This is a genomic window from Pseudomonas sp. BF-R-24, assembly GCF_019947335.1.
Taxonomy (GTDB): Bacteria; Pseudomonadota; Gammaproteobacteria; order Pseudomonadales; family Pseudomonadaceae; genus Aquipseudomonas; species Aquipseudomonas jessenii.
Window position 1 is genome coordinate 25,068 of sequence record NZ_JAGYGG010000025.1, and the last position, 16,506, is coordinate 41,573.

A 16,506-nucleotide genomic window follows, 5' to 3' on the forward strand; every position below is an offset into this window, starting at 1 on the left:
ATTCCAGCCACACATGCGCGAACACGATTCAGTTTTTTCAGAAGTCCAGGCAGGGCCGCTGCGACGGCCTTCGCCTTTTTGGAGCATCGCACCATGACGCTTGCAGTCCAGTTCACCAACGTTTCCCGTCAATTCGGCGAAGTGAAAGCCGTAGACCGGGTTTCCATCGACATCCAGGACGGCGAGTTTTTCTCCATGCTGGGGCCGTCCGGCTCGGGCAAGACCACCTGTTTGCGCCTGATTGCCGGTTTTGAACAACCGAGCGCGGGCTCCATCCGTATTCATGGCGAGGAGGCCGCCGGCCTGCCGCCGTACCAGCGCGACGTGAACACCGTGTTCCAGGATTACGCGTTGTTCCCGCACATGAACGTTCGCGACAACGTCGCCTACGGCTTGAAAGTCAAAGGCGTCGGCAAGGCCGAACGTCTCAAGCGCGCCGAAGAAGCCCTCGACATGGTCGCCCTCGGTGGCTACGGCGAGCGCAAGCCGGTGCAACTTTCCGGCGGTCAGCGCCAGCGTGTGGCCCTGGCCCGCGCCCTGGTCAACCGTCCACGGGTGCTGCTGCTCGACGAACCCCTCGGCGCCCTCGACCTGAAGTTGCGCGAGCAAATGCAGGGCGAGCTGAAGAAGCTGCAACGCCAGCTCGGCATCACCTTCATTTTTGTCACCCACGACCAGACCGAAGCGCTGTCGATGTCCGACCGCGTGGCGGTGTTCAACAAGGGGCGCATCGAACAAGTCGATAGCCCGCGCAACCTGTACATGAAACCGGCCACCACCTTCGTGGCGGAATTCGTTGGCACCTCCAACGTGATTCGCGGTGACCTGGCCTGGCAGCTCAGTGGCAATCCACAGCCGTTTTCGATTCGCCCGGAACACGTGCGATTCGCCGAAGGTCCGCTGGCCAGCCACGAGATTGAAGTCAGCGGTTTGCTGCATGACATCCAGTACCAGGGCAGTGCGACTCGCTATGAGCTGAAACTGGAAAACGGCCAGACCCTGAACATCAGCAAGGCCAACAACCAGTGGCTGGACACCAGTGCACAGCACCAGACCGGGCAGCGCATCAGCGCACGCTGGGCGCGCGAGGCAATGATTCCGTTGCACGATACCGTTGCAGGCGGGGTGTGAGATGAGCACCTTGGCTATTTCTCAAACCTCGTCAGGCGGCTCGCCGTTGCGCAGGTTTTCCAACCTGCTGTATCGCCGGCCGAACCTGTACCTGTCGATGCTGCTGGTGCCGCCGTTGCTGTGGTTCGGCGCGATCTACCTGGGTTCATTGCTGGTCCTGCTGTGGCAAGGTTTCTACACCTTCGATGACTTCACCATGGCGGTCACCCCTGACCTGACCCTGGCGAACTTTACCGCGCTGTTCCAGCCGTCGAACTTCGACATCATCCTGCGCACCCTGGGCATGGCGATTGCCGTATCGATTGCCAGCGCCATCGTCGCGTTCCCGATTGCCTACTACATGGCGCGCTACACCACCGGCAAGACCAAGGCGTTCTTCTACATCGCGGTGATGATGCCGATGTGGGCCAGTTACATCGTCAAGGCCTATGCCTGGACACTGCTGCTGGCCAAGGGCGGCGTGGCGCAGTGGTTCGTGCAGCACCTGGGGCTGGAGCCGGTCCTGCAGTTCGTACTGGGCATTCCGGGAGTTGGCGGCAGCACCTTGTCGACCTCGCACCTGGGGCGTTTCATGGTGTTCGTCTACATCTGGCTGCCGTTCATGATCCTGCCGATCCAGGCCTCGCTGGAACGCCTGCCGCCTTCGCTGCTGCAAGCCTCCGCCGACCTCGGCGCCAAACCGCGCCAGACCTTCATGCAAGTGATTCTGCCGCTGTCGATCCCGGGCATTGCCGCCGGTTCCATCTTCACCTTCTCGCTGACCCTGGGCGACTTCATCGTGCCGCAACTGGTCGGCCCGCCCGGCTACTTCGTCGGCAGCATGGTGTACGCCCAGCAAGGGGCGATCGGCAACATGCCGATGGCCGCTGCCTTCACCCTGGTGCCTATCGTGCTGATCGCCATTTACCTGTCCATTGTCAAACGACTGGGGGCCTTCGATGCACTCTGACAAAGCTTCCCTGGGCCTGCGCCTCGCCGCCTGGGGCGGGTTGGTGTTCCTGCACTTCCCGATCCTGGTCATCTTCCTGTACGCCTTCAATACCGAAGACGCGGCGTTCAGCTTTCCGCCAAAGGGCTTCACCTGGAAGTGGATCGGCGTCGCGTTCTCGCGACCGGATGTGCTCGAGGCCATCAAGCTGTCGTTGCAGATCGCCTCGATTGCCACCCTGATCGCCATGGTCCTTGGCACATTGGCTTCGGCCGCGTTGTACCGCCGGGACTTCTTCGGCAAACAAGGCATCTCGCTGATGCTGATCCTGCCGATTGCCCTGCCGGGGATCATCACCGGGATCGCATTGCTGGCGACCTTCAAGACACTGGGAATCGAGCCGGGGATGTTCACCATCATCGTCGGCCACGCGACCTTCTGTGTGGTGATCGTCTACAACAACGTCATCGCCCGCTTGCGCCGCACCTCACACAGCTTGATCGAGGCCTCGATGGACCTCGGCGCCGACGGCTGGCAGACCTTCCGTTACATCATCCTGCCGAACCTCGGCTCGGCATTGCTGGCCGGCGGCATGCTGGCGTTTGCCCTGTCGTTTGACGAAATCATCGTCACCACCTTCACCGCCGGCCATGAACGCACCCTGCCGCTGTGGCTGCTCAACCAGCTCAGCCGCCCACGGGACGTGCCGGTGACCAACGTCGTGGCGATGCTGGTGATGTTGGTGACCATGCTGCCGATCCTCGGCGCCTATTACCTGACCCGTGGTGGTGAGAGCGTGGCGGGCAGTGGTGGTAAGTAACTGACAACGATTACTCCCGGTAGGAGCCGAATTCAATGTGGGAGCGGGCTTGCTCGCGAAGAGGCCATCACATTCAACAGTGATGGTGCCTGACACACCGCTTTCGCGAGCAAGCCCGCTCCCACAATTAGAGCCGGTTTCCACAGAGAAAAAACAACAGTTCCGAAGAGGACAAAGCCATGCAAACCAAACTCCTGATCAACGGCCAACTGCAAAGCGGCGAAGGCCCCGCCCAACCAGTGTTCAACCCGGCGCTGGGTAGTGTGCTGGTGGAAATCAACGAAGCCAGCGAAGCCCAGGTCGATGCCGCCGTGCGCGCCGCCGACGCTGCGTTCGACAGCTGGTCGCATACCCCGCCGAAAGACCGCTCGCTGCTGCTGCTCAAACTCGCCGATGCCATCGAAGCCCACGGCGAAGAACTGGCCAAACTGGAATCGGACAACTGCGGCAAGCCTTACAGCGCTGCGCTGAACGACGAGATCCCGGCAATTGCCGACGTGTTCCGTTTCTTCGCCGGCGCCAGCCGCTGCATGAGTGGTTCAACCGGTGGCGAGTACTTGCCGGGTCACACCTCGATGATCCGCCGAGATCCGGTGGGCGTGATCGCCTCCATTGCGCCGTGGAACTACCCATTGATGATGGTCGCCTGGAAAATCGCCCCGGCCCTCGCCGCCGGTAATACCGTGGTGCTCAAACCGTCGGAACAGACTCCGCTGACAGCCCTGCGCCTGGCTGAACTGGCGTTGGATATCTTCCCGGCCGGCGTACTCAACCTGGTGTTCGGCCGTGGTCCTACCGTCGGCAGCCCATTGGTCACTCACCCGAAAGTGCGCATGGTGTCGCTGACCGGTTCGATTGCCACCGGCTCGAACATCATTTCCAGCACCGCCGACACCGTCAAACGCATGCACATGGAACTGGGCGGCAAAGCCCCGGTGATCATCTTCGACGACGCCGACATCGATGCCGCCGTCGAAGGCATCCGCACCTTCGGTTTCTACAACGCAGGCCAGGACTGCACCGCCGCCTGCCGCATCTATGCCCAGGAAGGCATTTACGACAAGTTCGTGGAGAAGCTCGGCGCCGCCGTCAGCAGCATCAAGTACGGCTTGCAGGATGATCCGTCGACCGAACTCGGCCCGCTGATCACCGCGCAACACCGCGACCGCGTTGCCGGCTTCGTCGAGCGCGCCATCGCCCAGCCGCACATCCGCTTGATCACTGGCGGCAAGGCGGTTGAGGGCGATGGTTTCTTCTTCGAACCGACCGTGTTGGCCGACGCACAACAGGACGACGAAATCGTGCGCCGCGAAGTGTTCGGGCCAGTGGTGTCGGTAACCAAATTCACCGATGAAGCCCAAGTGCTGGGCTGGGCCAACGATTCGGACTACGGCCTGGCCTCCTCCGTGTGGACCACCGACGTCGGCCGCGCCCATCGCCTGTCAGCGCGTTTGCAGTACGGCTGCACCTGGGTGAATACGCACTTCATGCTGGTTAGCGAAATGCCCCACGGCGGTCAGAAACTGTCCGGCTATGGCAAGGACATGTCCATGTATGGGCTGGAGGACTACACCGTTGTGCGGCATGTGATGTTCAAGCACTAAGAAAAGCATCGCCTGTAGGAGCGAGCTTGCTCGCGATGGACGTCAACGTTGACGCGGGGATCCTGACGCCCCGCGGTGTCCTCAGGTTCTTCGCGAGCAATCGAGCGTCGACCGGCTGCTCCTACAGCGAATGGGTCACCTCGGTTTCAAGGCAGAAACCGGCAGTACGCACCACCAGGCTCCACCCCAAAGAAGACAAAACAATAACCACCGATCCGGGCGGTGCCTTCAAGGCCCCGTCACGGTTTCGGACATCCGAAATCTGCCGATTTTCCGGAGCTATCACACATGAGTGCATCACCCGATCTCTCTGTAGCCCTTGCCGACAGCGATGCCGAGCAACTACGCAAACTGGGTTACACCTCCAATTTCAATCGCAGCATGAGCCTGTGGGAAAACTTCGCCTTGGGCTTCACCTACCTGTCCCCGGTGGTCGGGGTGTATACCCTGTTCGGCCTGTGCCTGGCAGCAGGCGGGCCACCAATGTTCTGGGCCTATTTGCTGGTCGGTTGCGGCCAATTACTGGTGTGCCTGATCTTCGGTGAAGTGGTTTCGCAGTTCCCGATTTCCGGTGGCGTGTACCCGTGGGCTCGTCGCTTGGTTGGCAAACGCTGGGCGTGGATGGTCGGCTGGATCTACTCCATCGCCCTGTGCGTCACTATCGCGGCGGTTGCCGTGGGTGCCGGTCCGTACCTCGCCGCCATGATGGGCTTTGAACCGAACAACAACACCAACATTGTCATCGCCCTGGTGCTGACGCTGTTCGCCACCCTGGTCAACCTCAGTGGCACCAAAGTGCTGGCGCGCATTGCCATGTTCGGCTTCCTCTGCGAACTGGTGGGCGCGGTGATCGTCGGCGTTTACCTGCTGATTTTCGAGCGTCATCAACCCATCAGCGTGTTGTTCAACACCTTCGACATCAGCGTCGACGGCTCGTACCTGCCGGCCTTCCTCACAGCGTCGTTGGCGGGGATGTTCCTGTATTACGGCTTCGAGGCTTGCGGCGATGTGGCCGAAGAAACCCCGAACCCGAGCAAGAAAATCCCGGTGGCCATGCGCATGACCATCTACATCGGCGGCATCGCAGCGATGTTCGCCTGCCTGGCGCTGATCCTCGCCGTGCCGGACATGCAAGCGGTGATCAACGGCACCGACAGGGACCCGGTCACCACCATCCTCAACAACGCCTTCGGCCCGGTCGGTTCGAAAGTGGTGATGGGTGTGGTGATGATCTCCTTCATCTCCTGCGTGATCAGCCTGCAAGCGGCGGCCAGTCGTCTGCTGTATTCCTACGCCCGTGACGAAATGCTCATCGGCAGCCGACTGCTGAAGAAGATTTCCCCTACGACTCAGGTTCCAGTTGCCGCGCTGTTCGTGTCCGGTGTCCTGCCGGCACTCATCATCATCCTCGGCTTCTTCCTGCAAGACGCGGTCGCCACCATCGTCAGCTTCGCGGCCATCGGCATCTACCTGGCGTTCCAGATGATCGTACTCGCGGCCCTGTACGCCCGCATGAAGGGCTGGAAACCGAGCGGCAAATTCACTCTCGGCGCCTGGGGCTGGGCGGTGAACATCGGCGCGCTGGTCTATGGTGTCGGTGCCATCATCAACATGGCCTGGCCACGCACCCCGGATGCCGCGTGGTACATCAACTACGCGATGGTGCTAAGTACCGCCATCGTAATTGGCCTGGGCCTGCTCTACATGTGGATCGCCAAGCCGTATGACCACGGTACGGCGCCTGCGGGGGACGCCTGGAAGGCTAGTCACTAATGAAAATCGCCCCGGGACCAAGTGCGATCTCGGGGCGAGTTCTGTCCAGTGCAAAAACAGGAAATTCCTACAGGCACAGCCTTCCTGAAAAACCCTCGATTCCTACAACAAGCGTCGCCAGAGTAGACTTGGCGCCGCGAGCGCCTGACCGATAGGCTTTGTTCCGTCGCTGCCAAATCAGCGGCCCGGAGTCGAAGCCGGAACAAGTCAAAACGGTGCTCGTGTGCCCCCATAGAACTGTGGCTGTTTTATGCCTTCAGTTCTGCATTATGGCGGGCCGTGTGGCGCGGGCCTTTCGGCTTCCGTTTTGACTTGGAAGTGTCCCGACTTCGAACGCCACTCGGTCCGCCACCCAACCTGTCGAAGGGTTGGTGGCGACTTTCCAGGCCAAAACGGAAATCACGCCATGCCAATGCATCCTCAAAGCTCGCCTCTTCCCTATTTCGATCCCACCGTCTTCACCCGCCACAACCGCTTCCTCCACGCCTTCATGCAAGACAACCAAGCCTGGTTCTGTGTTCAGGACCTTGGGCGCCTGATGGGTAAACCCCTGAATGAACGGCTCACCCTGAAACTCGACGCAGACCAACGTCGCACCGTCTGGCTGCGCAAAGACGGCAAAACGGTCGAAACCCTGATGGTCAGAGAATCAGGCATGTACGCCCTGTTGGTTCACCACTTCGTCCCGGAAAACCGCAACCTGCGCCAATGGCTGAGCAACGAAGTCATACCTTCGCTGCGTGATGCGAAATCAGAGCCTGTGGAGAACCTGCCAAGCCTGAGTTCCTTGAATTGGGCCGGAGTTTCGGTGCCCTTGCTGCATTACCAGCACCACGCCTGGATCAAGTGGCGAGACATGCCTGAGTTGATGCAGGTGCAGCGCCCCTTCCCAATCGCTGGCACTTGCCGTTGAAGGGATAAATCGAGCCGATCAAAAAGGGAAACTGTAGGAGCGAGCCTGCTCGCGATGGACTCAAAGACACCGCGTACATCCAGAACGGACGCGTCATCGTTAACGAACATCGCGAGCAGGCTCGCTCCTACATTACTGCTCCAGGTCCACTCAAAACCTCGAAACACTCCTCATCGCATCCACCAGATACCGCATCGCTATCCGGTCACTCTCCGACAACTCGCGATAGCGCTCCACCAGCTTCATCTCTTCGGAATTCAATCGACGTCTTCGCCGGCCAGTGGAAAGGCACGGAAAGATTCCCAATATTTCGGTGATGCCTTGTACTTTCGACATGGACGATGTCCTTCTCTACGTCAAAGAAATCTTCAGAAACCGCATCGCCCTCACCCTTTTTCAGCAGCGCCTCATGCCAACTGAACCGCACCGGCCCGAAGGGCATAAACCGGTCATGTGCACAGAATAGAAATAATCCGGGCGCTGAAAAGCGGTTTTTAGAGTAATTAGTCGAAAAAAGCAGAAATGCCCTCTAAATCAGAAACCCCTGTCGGAATTGTTTCCCGACATGTCTTGTTTCATTGCCGAGCCAGCGCAGTGCCATCAATCAATTTTGCTCCGCATTCGAACGGTTTAAGCTGTCGGGCATCTGTTTATAAGTCCGTTGCGTTTGGCCGAAGGCATGTCCGAACCGATATTTCTGATCCAGCACGTGCCAGGAACGGCGCGGGATTGCTCACGACAGGTTGTATTTATGCACCGCAGGAACTTGCTCAAAGCCTCCATGGCCATCGCGGCCTACACCGGTTTGTCCGCCACGGGCCTGTTGGCCGCCAAGGCCTGGGCCGCCAGCGGTGGCACCGCTGATGGCGAGGCCACCGCGTTCGATTTCGAGGCGCTGAAGCTCCAGGCCAAACAGCTCGCCAGCAATCGCTACCAGGACACCAAACAACAGTTGCCGCCGACCCTGGCGACCATGACCCCGCAGAACTTCAATGCGATTCGCTACGACGGCAATCATTCGTTGTGGAAAGAGCTCAAGGGTCAGCTGGACGTGCAGTTCTTCCACGTCGGCATGGGGTTCAAGCAGCCGGTGCGCATGTACAGCGTCGATCCGAAAACCCGGATGGCCCGCGAGGTGCATTTCCGCCCGTCGCTGTTCAACTATGAAAACACCACGGTCGACACCGCACAGCTCAAGGGCGACCTGGGTTTCTCCGGCTTCAAGTTGTTCAAGGCCCCGGAACTGGACAAGCACGACGTCGTGTCCTTCCTCGGTGCCAGTTACTTCCGTGCGGTAGACGCCACCGGCCAGTACGGTTTGTCGGCCCGCGGTCTGGCGATCGACACCTACGCCAAGAAACGCGAAGAATTTCCCGACTTCACCAAGTTCTGGTTCGAGACACCGAACAAGGACAGCACCCGCTTCGTGGTCTACGCCCTGCTCGACTCGCCGAGCGCCACCGGTGCCTACCGCTTCGATATCGACTGCCAGGCCGAGCGCGTGGTGATGGAGGTCGATGCCCACGTCAACGCACGCACCGCCATCGACCAGTTGGGCATCGCGCCGATGACCAGCATGTACAGTTGCGGCACCCACGAGCGCCGGATGTGCGACACCATTCACCCGCAAATCCACGACTCCGACCGCCTGGCCATGTGGCGCGGTAACGGCGAGTGGATCTGCCGCCCGCTGAACAACCCGGCCACCCTGCAATTCAATGCCTTCGCCGATACCGACCCGAAGGGCTTCGGCCTGGTGCAGACCGACCACGAGTTCGCCAGCTATCAGGACACCGTCGACTGGTACAGCCGTCGCCCGAGCCTGTGGGTAGAACCGACCACGGCGTGGGGCGAAGGCTCGGTCGATCTGCTGGAGATCCCGACAACCGGCGAGACCATGGACAACATCGTCGCCTTCTGGACGCCGAAGAAACCGGTGGCGGCCGGCGACTCGCTGAATTACGGCTACAAGCTGTACTGGAGCGCATTGCCGCCGGTCGGAACGCCGCTCGCACGGGTCAATGCGACCCGTTCCGGGATGGGCGGCTTCACCGAGGGCTGGGCGCCGGGCGAACACTATCCGCCAGTCTGGGCCCGTCGTTTTGCCGTGGACTTCACCGGCGGTGGCCTGGACCGCTTGCCTGAAGGCGCGGGCATCGAGCCTGTAGTCACTTGCTCGAACGGCGAGGTCAAGGATTTCAGCGTTCTCAAGCTCGATGACATCAAGGGCTACCGCATCCTGTTTGACTGGTACCCGACCAATGACAGCGTCGAGCCTGTCGAGCTGCGCCTGTTCATCCGCACCAACGACCGCACGCTGAGTGAAACCTGGTTGTACCAGTACTTCCCGCCAGCACCGGACAAGCGAAAATACATTTGATGATCGGGTAGCACCCTGCCACCATTCGGTTTTCCGAACGCGACCTGCGGGTCGGTTCGGTTAACCGGATCATCTCAGTGAAATGCCAACGCAAAAAATATTTAATTTCCTTATAAATCAACGCTTTGATCAATTCGCACTGGTCTGGCACGAGTCATGCTCTACACTTCTTCGACGAATGTCCTTTGCGCCGACTCATCGTAGCGCTCAGGTGTTTTGCAGCACAAAAGGGCCGGTGAACTGGCTCCATAAAAAAAACAAAGTCGAGGAAAATTTGATGCGCATCGTTCCCCATATCCTGGGCGCAGCCATTGCTGCCGCTCTGATCAGCACGCCAGTTTTCGCCGCCGAACTCACCGGCACCCTGAAGAAGATCAAAGAGTCCGGCACCATCACCCTGGGCCATCGCGACGCTTCCATTCCGTTTTCCTACATTGCCGACGCTACCGGCAAACCGGTCGGCTACTCCCACGACATCCAGCTGAAAGTCGTCGAAGCGCTGAAAAAAGACCTCGACATGCCGAACCTCCAGGTCAAGTACAACCTGGTGACTTCGCAAACCCGTATCCCGCTGGTGCAAAACGGCACCGTGGACCTCGAGTGCGGCTCCACCACCAACAACGTCGAGCGTCAGCAGCAAGTTGACTTCTCCGTTGGCATCTTCGAAATCGGTACTCGCCTGCTGTCCAAGGCAGACTCCAAGTACAAGGATTTCCCTGATCTGGCCGGCAAGAACGTTGTGACCACCGCTGGCACCACGTCCGAGCGCATCCTCAAGGCGATGAACGCCGACAAGCAGATGGGCATGAACGTCATCTCCGCCAAAGACCACGGCGAGTCGTTCCAGATGCTGGAAACCGGCCGCGCAGTGGCCTTCATGATGGACGACGCCCTGCTGGCCGGTGAAGCAGCCAAGGCCAAGAAGGCAAGTGACTGGGCCGTTACCGGCACTCCACAGTCCTACGAAATCTACGGCTGCATGGTGCGCAAAGGCGACGAGCCGTTCAAAAAGGCTGTGGATGACGCCATCAAGGCCACCTACGCATCGGGCGAGATCAACAAGATCTACGAAAAATGGTTCATGCAACCGATCCCGCCAAAAGGCCTGAACCTGAACTTCCCGATGAGCGACGAACTCAAGGCCCTGATCGCCAAACCGACTGATAAAGCGGCTGACGACAAGAAGTCCTGATTTCTGACTAACCTTATCTCCTGAGGGGGCCCTGGCCCTTTCAGGAGGTGGTCACTTCCTGCTGGCATTTTTTGGAAACACTCGAACCGGTGGCTGTCGAGCCGGGAGCGTGTGCCTGATCGTAAAGGTCGGGCGGGAACGGAGCTTCCCCCAAGCGGGCACTTGTACATCGATTGAACTGAGGGGAGACCCTAATGAATTACAACTGGGACTGGGGCGTGTTCTTCAAGTCCACCGGCGTGGGCAGCGAGACCTATTTCGACTGGTACGTGACCGGTCTGGCCTGGACCATCGCCATCGCCATCGCGGCCTGGATCATCGCCCTGACACTGGGCTCGATCCTGGGCGTCATGCGTACCGTGCCGAACCGCATCGTATCGGGCATCGCCACCTGCTACGTCGAACTCTTCCGTAACGTGCCGCTGCTGGTTCAGCTGTTCATCTGGTACTTCCTGGTACCCGACCTGCTGCCGGCCGACCTGCAAGAGTGGTACAAGCAGGATCTGAACCCGACCACCTCGGCCTTCCTCAGCGTCGTGGTGTGCCTGGGCCTGTTCACTACCGCCCGGGTTTGCGAACAGGTGCGCACCGGTATCCAGGCCCTGCCAAAAGGCCAGGAATCCGCCGCCCGCGCCATGGGTTTCAAGCTGCCGCAGATCTACTGGAACGTGCTGCTGCCCCAGGCCTACCGGATCATCATTCCGCCGCTTACCTCGGAATTCCTGAACGTCTTCAAGAACACCTCCGTGGCCTCGCTGATCGGTTTGATGGAGCTGCTCGCGCAGACCAAGCAGACCGCCGAGTTCTCCGCCAACCTGTTCGAAGCCTTCACCCTGGCAACGCTGATCTACTTCACCCTGAACATGAGCCTGATGTTGCTGATGCGCGTGGTCGAGAAGAAAGTCGCCGTACCGGGCCTGATTTCCGTAGGGGGTAAATGATGGAATTCGACTTCTCGGGCATCATCCCGTCCCTGCCGGGCCTGTGGAACGGCATGATCATGACCCTCAAGCTGATGGCCATGGGCGTGATCGGCGGCATCATCCTCGGCACCATCCTGGCGTTGATGCGTCTGTCCCACAACAAAGTGCTGTCGAACATCGCCGGCGCGTACGTTAACTATTTCCGCTCGATCCCCTTGCTGCTGGTGATCACCTGGTTCTACCTGGCGGTACCGTTCGTGCTGCGCTGGATCACCGGCGAAGACACGCCGATCGGCGCGTTCGCCTCGTGCATCGTGGCCTTCATGATGTTCGAAGCGGCGTACTTCTGCGAAATCGTCCGCGCCGGTGTGCAGTCGATTCCCAAGGGCCAGATGGGCGCGGCTCAGGCGCTGGGCATGTCTTACGGCCAGATGATGCGCCTGATCATCCTGCCGCAAGCGTTCCGCAAGATGACGCCGCTGTTGCTGCAACAGAGCATCATCCTGTTTCAGGACACCTCGCTGGTCTACGCCGTCGGTCTGGTGGACTTCCTCAATGCTTCGCGCGCCAGTGGCGACATCATTGGCCGCTCCAATGAGTTCCTGATTTTCGCGGGTCTCGTGTACTTCATCATCAGCTTTGCCGCCTCGCAGCTGGTCAAGCGTCTGCAAAAAAGGTTCGCCGTATGATCTCTATCAAAAGCATCAACAAGTGGTATGGGGACTTCCAGGTACTGACTGATTGCAGCACCGAGGTCAAGAAAGGCGAAGTGATCGTGGTGTGCGGGCCATCCGGTTCCGGCAAGTCGACCCTGATCAAGTGCGTCAACGCCCTGGAACCGTTCCAGAAAGGCGACATCGTGGTCGATGGCACCTCCATCGCCGACCCGAAGACCAACCTGCCGAAACTGCGTTCGCGCGTGGGCATGGTGTTCCAGCATTTCGAGCTGTTCCCGCACCTGACCATCACCGAAAACCTGACCATCGCGCAGATCAAGGTGTTGGGCCGCAGCAAGGAAGAGGCCACCAAGAAAGGCCTGCAACTGCTCGAGCGCGTCGGTCTCTCGGCCCACGCCCACAAGCACCCGGGCCAACTGTCCGGCGGTCAGCAGCAGCGTGTGGCGATTGCCCGTGCGCTGGCGATGGACCCGATCGTCATGCTGTTCGACGAACCGACCTCGGCGCTCGACCCGGAAATGGTCAACGAAGTGCTCGACGTGATGGTGCAACTGGCCCACGAAGGCATGACCATGATGTGCGTGACCCACGAAATGGGCTTCGCCCGTAAAGTGGCCGACCGCGTGATTTTCATGGACCAGGGCAAGATCATCGAAGACTGCAAGAAAGAAGAGTTCTTCGGTGACATCAATGCCCGCGCGGAGCGTACGCAGCACTTCCTCAACAAGATTCTGCAGCACTAAGAGCTGTACGCCCCTCCCCTGTAGGAGCGAGCTTGCTCGCGATGTACTCAAAGGCACCGCGTACATCCAGGATGAACGCGTCATCGTTGACGACCATCGCGAGCAAGCTCGCTCCTACAGATAGGCGGGCAAGCGCTGGTTGACCCAAGGCATCTGTGATGAAATGCGACCCCACTCTTTATCGCGCCACGTCGCCATCACTCGCCGTGAAACCCCGTCTGGTTCGTCATTTGTTCCTGCCGCCACTGATCATCGCCATGATGATCGGCCTGGGCTATATCGGCTTCTGGATCAGTGAGCACTACGGCATCCGCAGCCTCAGCGAAAACGGCCAGCGCCAGCTGGAACTGCACGCGCGCGCCGTCGAAAGCGAAATCAGCAAATACACCTACCTGCCCAGCCTGCTGGAACTCGAAACCAGCGTTTCGCAGTTGCTGGCCGACCCGAACCCGGAACACCGACAGACGGTCAACGATTACCTCGAAGGCCTGAACCGGCGCAGCCGCAGTCGGGCCATCTACGTGATGGACACCACCGGTCGCGTCATGGCCACCAGCAACTGGCGCGATGTCGACAGTTACCTGGGTGAAGACCTGTCCTTTCGCGCCTATTTCCAGAACGCCGTGCGCGGTCAGCCGGGGCGTTTCTATGGCATCGGCAGCACCAACGGCGAACCCGGTTACTACCTGGCCCATGGCCTGGAAGAACACGGCAAGATCATCGGCGTAGCCGTGGTCAAGGTCCGCCTGGAAGCCATGGAAGAGCGCTGGCAACGGGCTCGCCTGGAAGCCTTCGTCAGCGACGAAAACGGCATCATCATTCTTTCCAGCGATCCGGCACGGCGCTTGAAATCGGTGGTGCCGCTGAGCGAAGAAACCAAGGAAAAACTCGCCCGCAGCCTGCAGTACTACTGGTTCCCGCTCAACGAACTGCAGCCGCTGGCCCGGGAAACCCTGTCCGAAGGCGTGGAAAAACTCACGTTCCCGGCCAACAGCGAGCTGGTGTCCGACGATGAAAACATCAGCTATCTGGCGCAAACCCGGCCCTTGAGCGATACGCCGTGGAATTTCACCCTGCTCACGCCGCTCCAGGACCTGCGCCGCGAAGCGATCAACCAGGGGATCCTGGTGGCCGTGGCGTTTGCCCTCCTGGCGTTCCTTTTGATCGCCTGGAACGAGCGGCGCAAGGTGATCGCCACCCGCCTCGCAGCCCGGGAAGCCTTGCAGGAAGCCAACAATCAGCTGGAGCGTCGGATTACCGAACGCACCACCGACCTGCGCGCCAGCAACGAACGGCTCAAGGGCCAGATCCGCGAACGCCGGCTCGCCGAAGAGACTTTGCGCCGCGCCCAGGATGAACTGGTACAGGCCGGAAAACTCGCGGCCATCGGCCAGATGTCCACCAGCATCGCCCACGAACTGAACCAGCCGCTGGCGGCGCTGCGCACCTTGTCCGGCAATACCGTGCGCTTCCTCGAACGCGGCCAGCTCGACGTGGCCAGCACCAACCTCAAGACCATCAACGAACTGATCGACCGCATGGGCCGGATCACTGCCAGCCTGCGTTCGTTCGCCCGGCGCGGAGACGACAAAGGCCAGGCCTGCCTCGGCAAAGCGGTGGACGCGGCCCTGCAATTGCTAGGCGCCCGGGTGGAAAATACTCAGCTGCAATTACACCGCGACTTCACCGATGTGCAGGTGCAGATCGACCAGACCCGCCTGGAGCAGATTCTGGTCAACCTGATCGGCAACGCCCTCGACGCCATGCAAGCGCAGCCGCAACCCGAGTTGTGGCTCGAAGGCGAAACGTTCGATGGCAAATACCGCCTGCGGGTCCGTGACAACGGCCACGGCATCGACGCCGAAGCGCGCAAGCACCTGTTCGAACCGTTTTTCACCACCAAACCCGGCGAACAGGGCCTGGGCCTGGGCCTGACCCTTTCCGCCAGCCTCGCCGCCGCCACCGGCGGTCACCTGGGTGTCGAGCACCCGGCCAGCGGTGGTACTGCATTCGTCCTCAGTTTACCGTTGGTAAGCCCCACTCTCGCCGAGCCAATATGAACAACGACCTTAGTGTATTGATCGTCGAAGACGACCCCCATGTGCTGCTCGGCTGCCAACAGGCGCTGACCCTGGAAGACATTCCCTGCATTGGCGTGGGCAGCGCCGAAGAAGCCCTGGAGCGGGTCGGCGACAACTTCGCCGGCATCGTCGTCAGCGACATTCGCCTGCCGGGCATCGATGGCCTGGAACTGCTGACACGACTCAAGGAGCGCGACCGCAGCCTGCCGGTGGTGCTGATCACCGGTCACGGCGACATCTCCATGGCCGTCGGCGCGATGCAGAAAGGCGCCTACGACTTCATGGAAAAGCCGTTTTCCCCGGAGCGCCTGGTGGACGTGGCCCGCCGCGCACTGGAGCAACGCAGCCTGGCGCGAGAAGTCTCCTCGTTACGTCGGCAACTGGCCGAGCGTGACTCCCTCGAAGGACGGATCATCGGCCGTTCGCCAGCCATGCAGAACTTGCGCGAACTGATCGCCAACGTCGCCGACACCTCGGCCAACGTGCTGATCGAGGGCGAAACCGGCACTGGCAAAGAACTGGTCGCTCGTTGCCTGCATGATTTCAGTCGGCGCCACACCAAACAGTTCGTCGCACTGAACTGCGGCGGCCTGCCGGAAAACCTGTTCGAAAGCGAAATTTTCGGCCACGAAGCCAACGCCTTTACCGGCGCGGGCAAACGGCGGATCGGCAAGATCGAACACGCCGACGGCGGCACGCTGTTCCTCGACGAAGTGGAAAGCATGCCCCTGCCCTTGCAGATCAAACTGCTGCGGGTACTACAGGAGCGCACCCTCGAACGCCTCGGCTCGAACCAGAGCGTGGCGGTGGATTGCCGTGTCATCGCAGCGACCAAATCCGACCTAGTCGAGTCGAGCAAGGCCGGCGAGTTCCGTAGTGACCTGTATTACCGCCTCAACGTGGTGACCCTGGAACTGCCGCCGCTGCGCGAGCGCCGCGAAGACATCCTGCAATTGTTCGAACACTTTTTGCAGCAGTCGTCCCTACGCTTCGACCGCACGGTGCCGGAGCTGGACAACCAGACCGTTTCGAACCTGATGAGCCACGACTGGCCGGGTAACGTGCGTGAACTGCGCAACGTTGCCGAGCGCTTTGCCCTGGGCCTGCCGGCGTTCAAGAAAACCGGTGCCGGTGGCGGCAATCAGGGCCTGGCCTTTGCCGAAGCGGTGGAAGCGTTCGAGCGCAATCTGCTCAGCGACGCCTTGCAACGCAGCGGCGGCAACCTGACCCAGGCCAGCCAGGAACTGGGCATGGCCAAGACCACTCTGTTCGACAAAGTGAAAAAGTACGGCCTGAGCCATTAAGCGAGCCCCGCCACCCAAAACTGGCGTGGCTACGCTT

The 16,506-nt window shown here is 60.3% G+C and carries 14 protein-coding genes; 13 read left to right on the plus strand and 1 reads right to left on the minus strand.

The window, feature by feature from the left end; genetic code table 11:
- Positions 1-93: 93 nt before the first annotated feature.
- The 6 genes from KGA98_RS19465 to KGA98_RS19490 all read left to right on the plus strand — a co-directional run bounded on the left by KGA98_RS19465 (position 94) and on the right by KGA98_RS19490 (position 7,169).
- Positions 94-1,131, plus strand: coding sequence for an ABC transporter ATP-binding protein (locus KGA98_RS19465; protein ID WP_057716219.1), 1,038 nt, complete (start codon positions 94-96; stop codon positions 1,129-1,131).
- Position 1,132: 1 nt separating this feature from the next.
- Complete coding sequence (locus KGA98_RS19470) at positions 1,133-2,080, plus strand: ABC transporter permease (protein ID WP_154909578.1); 948 nt, start codon at positions 1,133-1,135, stop codon at positions 2,078-2,080.
- Positions 2,070-2,879 (plus strand): ABC transporter permease, encoded by an 810-nt coding sequence (locus tag KGA98_RS19475; protein WP_223503210.1) that lies wholly within the window; start codon positions 2,070-2,072, stop codon positions 2,877-2,879. Before KGA98_RS19470 ends, KGA98_RS19475 begins: the two co-directional genes overlap by 11 nt.
- A 179-nt stretch (positions 2,880-3,058) precedes the next feature.
- The gene (locus KGA98_RS19480) at positions 3,059-4,483 is read left to right on the plus strand and encodes a gamma-aminobutyraldehyde dehydrogenase (protein WP_223503212.1); all 1,425 of its coding nucleotides are present in this window, start codon (positions 3,059-3,061) and stop codon (positions 4,481-4,483) included.
- A 288-nt stretch (positions 4,484-4,771) separates the two neighbouring features.
- Positions 4,772-6,256: an APC family permease gene (locus tag KGA98_RS19485; RefSeq protein WP_223503214.1), complete on the plus strand. Its 1,485-nt coding sequence runs from the start codon at positions 4,772-4,774 to the stop codon at positions 6,254-6,256.
- Between the two features lie 406 nt (positions 6,257-6,662).
- Complete coding sequence (locus KGA98_RS19490; RefSeq protein WP_223503216.1) at positions 6,663-7,169, plus strand: Bro-N domain-containing protein; 507 nt, start codon at positions 6,663-6,665, stop codon at positions 7,167-7,169.
- Between the two features lie 150 nt (positions 7,170-7,319).
- Here KGA98_RS19490 and KGA98_RS19495 read toward each other — a convergent pair whose 3' ends face one another.
- Entirely contained in the window at positions 7,320-7,505 is a 186-nt protein-coding gene (locus tag KGA98_RS19495; protein WP_090453315.1) for a hypothetical protein, read from the minus strand.
- Positions 7,506-7,920: 415 nt separating this feature from the next.
- Between KGA98_RS19495 and KGA98_RS19500 the strand changes: the two genes are divergently transcribed.
- The 7 genes from KGA98_RS19500 to KGA98_RS19530 all read left to right on the plus strand — a co-directional run bounded on the left by KGA98_RS19500 (position 7,921) and on the right by KGA98_RS19530 (position 16,469).
- Positions 7,921-9,549 (plus strand): glucan biosynthesis protein D, encoded by a 1,629-nt coding sequence (locus KGA98_RS19500; protein ID WP_223503218.1) that lies wholly within the window; start codon positions 7,921-7,923, stop codon positions 9,547-9,549.
- 277 nt (positions 9,550-9,826) lie between these two features.
- Complete coding sequence (locus KGA98_RS19505) at positions 9,827-10,741, plus strand: glutamate/aspartate ABC transporter substrate-binding protein (protein WP_154909574.1); 915 nt, start codon at positions 9,827-9,829, stop codon at positions 10,739-10,741.
- Between the two features lie 194 nt (positions 10,742-10,935).
- Positions 10,936-11,682: an amino acid ABC transporter permease gene (locus KGA98_RS19510; RefSeq protein ID WP_223503220.1), complete on the plus strand. Its 747-nt coding sequence runs from the start codon at positions 10,936-10,938 to the stop codon at positions 11,680-11,682.
- Positions 11,682-12,353, plus strand: coding sequence for an amino acid ABC transporter permease (locus KGA98_RS19515; RefSeq protein WP_057716226.1), 672 nt, complete (start codon positions 11,682-11,684; stop codon positions 12,351-12,353). Before KGA98_RS19510 ends, KGA98_RS19515 begins: the two co-directional genes overlap by 1 nt.
- Positions 12,350-13,084: an amino acid ABC transporter ATP-binding protein gene (locus tag KGA98_RS19520; protein WP_057716227.1), complete on the plus strand. Its 735-nt coding sequence runs from the start codon at positions 12,350-12,352 to the stop codon at positions 13,082-13,084. The genes KGA98_RS19515 and KGA98_RS19520 overlap by 4 nt, the downstream gene beginning before the upstream one ends.
- 158 nt (positions 13,085-13,242) lie before the next feature.
- Positions 13,243-15,144, plus strand: a complete 1,902-nt coding sequence (locus KGA98_RS19525) for a sensor histidine kinase (RefSeq protein WP_223503222.1) — start codon at positions 13,243-13,245, stop codon at positions 15,142-15,144.
- Complete coding sequence (locus KGA98_RS19530) at positions 15,141-16,469, plus strand: sigma-54-dependent transcriptional regulator (RefSeq protein WP_150815089.1); 1,329 nt, start codon at positions 15,141-15,143, stop codon at positions 16,467-16,469. The genes KGA98_RS19525 and KGA98_RS19530 overlap by 4 nt, the downstream gene beginning before the upstream one ends.
- Positions 16,470-16,506 lie beyond the last annotated feature (37 nt).

Excerpts from the sequence above, each read along its gene's own strand:
- KGA98_RS19465 (WP_057716219.1), top strand. The coding sequence starts at position 94 with ATGACGCTTGCAGTCCAGTTCACCAACGTTTCCCGTCAATTCGGCGAA.
- KGA98_RS19470 (WP_154909578.1), top strand. The coding sequence starts at position 1,133 with ATGAGCACCTTGGCTATTTCTCAAACCTCGTCAGGCGGCTCGCCGTTG.
- KGA98_RS19475 (WP_223503210.1), top strand. The coding sequence starts at position 2,070 with ATGCACTCTGACAAAGCTTCCCTGGGCCTGCGCCTCGCCGCCTGGGGC.
- KGA98_RS19480 (WP_223503212.1), top strand. The coding sequence starts at position 3,059 with ATGCAAACCAAACTCCTGATCAACGGCCAACTGCAAAGCGGCGAAGGC.
- KGA98_RS19485 (WP_223503214.1), top strand. The coding sequence starts at position 4,772 with ATGAGTGCATCACCCGATCTCTCTGTAGCCCTTGCCGACAGCGATGCC.
- KGA98_RS19490 (WP_223503216.1), top strand. The coding sequence starts at position 6,663 with ATGCCAATGCATCCTCAAAGCTCGCCTCTTCCCTATTTCGATCCCACC.
- KGA98_RS19495 (WP_090453315.1), bottom strand. The coding sequence starts at position 7,505 with ATGTCGAAAGTACAAGGCATCACCGAAATATTGGGAATCTTTCCGTGC.
- KGA98_RS19500 (WP_223503218.1), top strand. The coding sequence starts at position 7,921 with ATGCACCGCAGGAACTTGCTCAAAGCCTCCATGGCCATCGCGGCCTAC.
- KGA98_RS19505 (WP_154909574.1), top strand. The coding sequence starts at position 9,827 with ATGCGCATCGTTCCCCATATCCTGGGCGCAGCCATTGCTGCCGCTCTG.
- KGA98_RS19510 (WP_223503220.1), top strand. The coding sequence starts at position 10,936 with ATGAATTACAACTGGGACTGGGGCGTGTTCTTCAAGTCCACCGGCGTG.
- KGA98_RS19515 (WP_057716226.1), top strand. The coding sequence starts at position 11,682 with ATGGAATTCGACTTCTCGGGCATCATCCCGTCCCTGCCGGGCCTGTGG.
- KGA98_RS19520 (WP_057716227.1), top strand. The coding sequence starts at position 12,350 with ATGATCTCTATCAAAAGCATCAACAAGTGGTATGGGGACTTCCAGGTA.
- KGA98_RS19525 (WP_223503222.1), top strand. The coding sequence starts at position 13,243 with ATGAAATGCGACCCCACTCTTTATCGCGCCACGTCGCCATCACTCGCC.
- KGA98_RS19530 (WP_150815089.1), top strand. The coding sequence starts at position 15,141 with ATGAACAACGACCTTAGTGTATTGATCGTCGAAGACGACCCCCATGTG.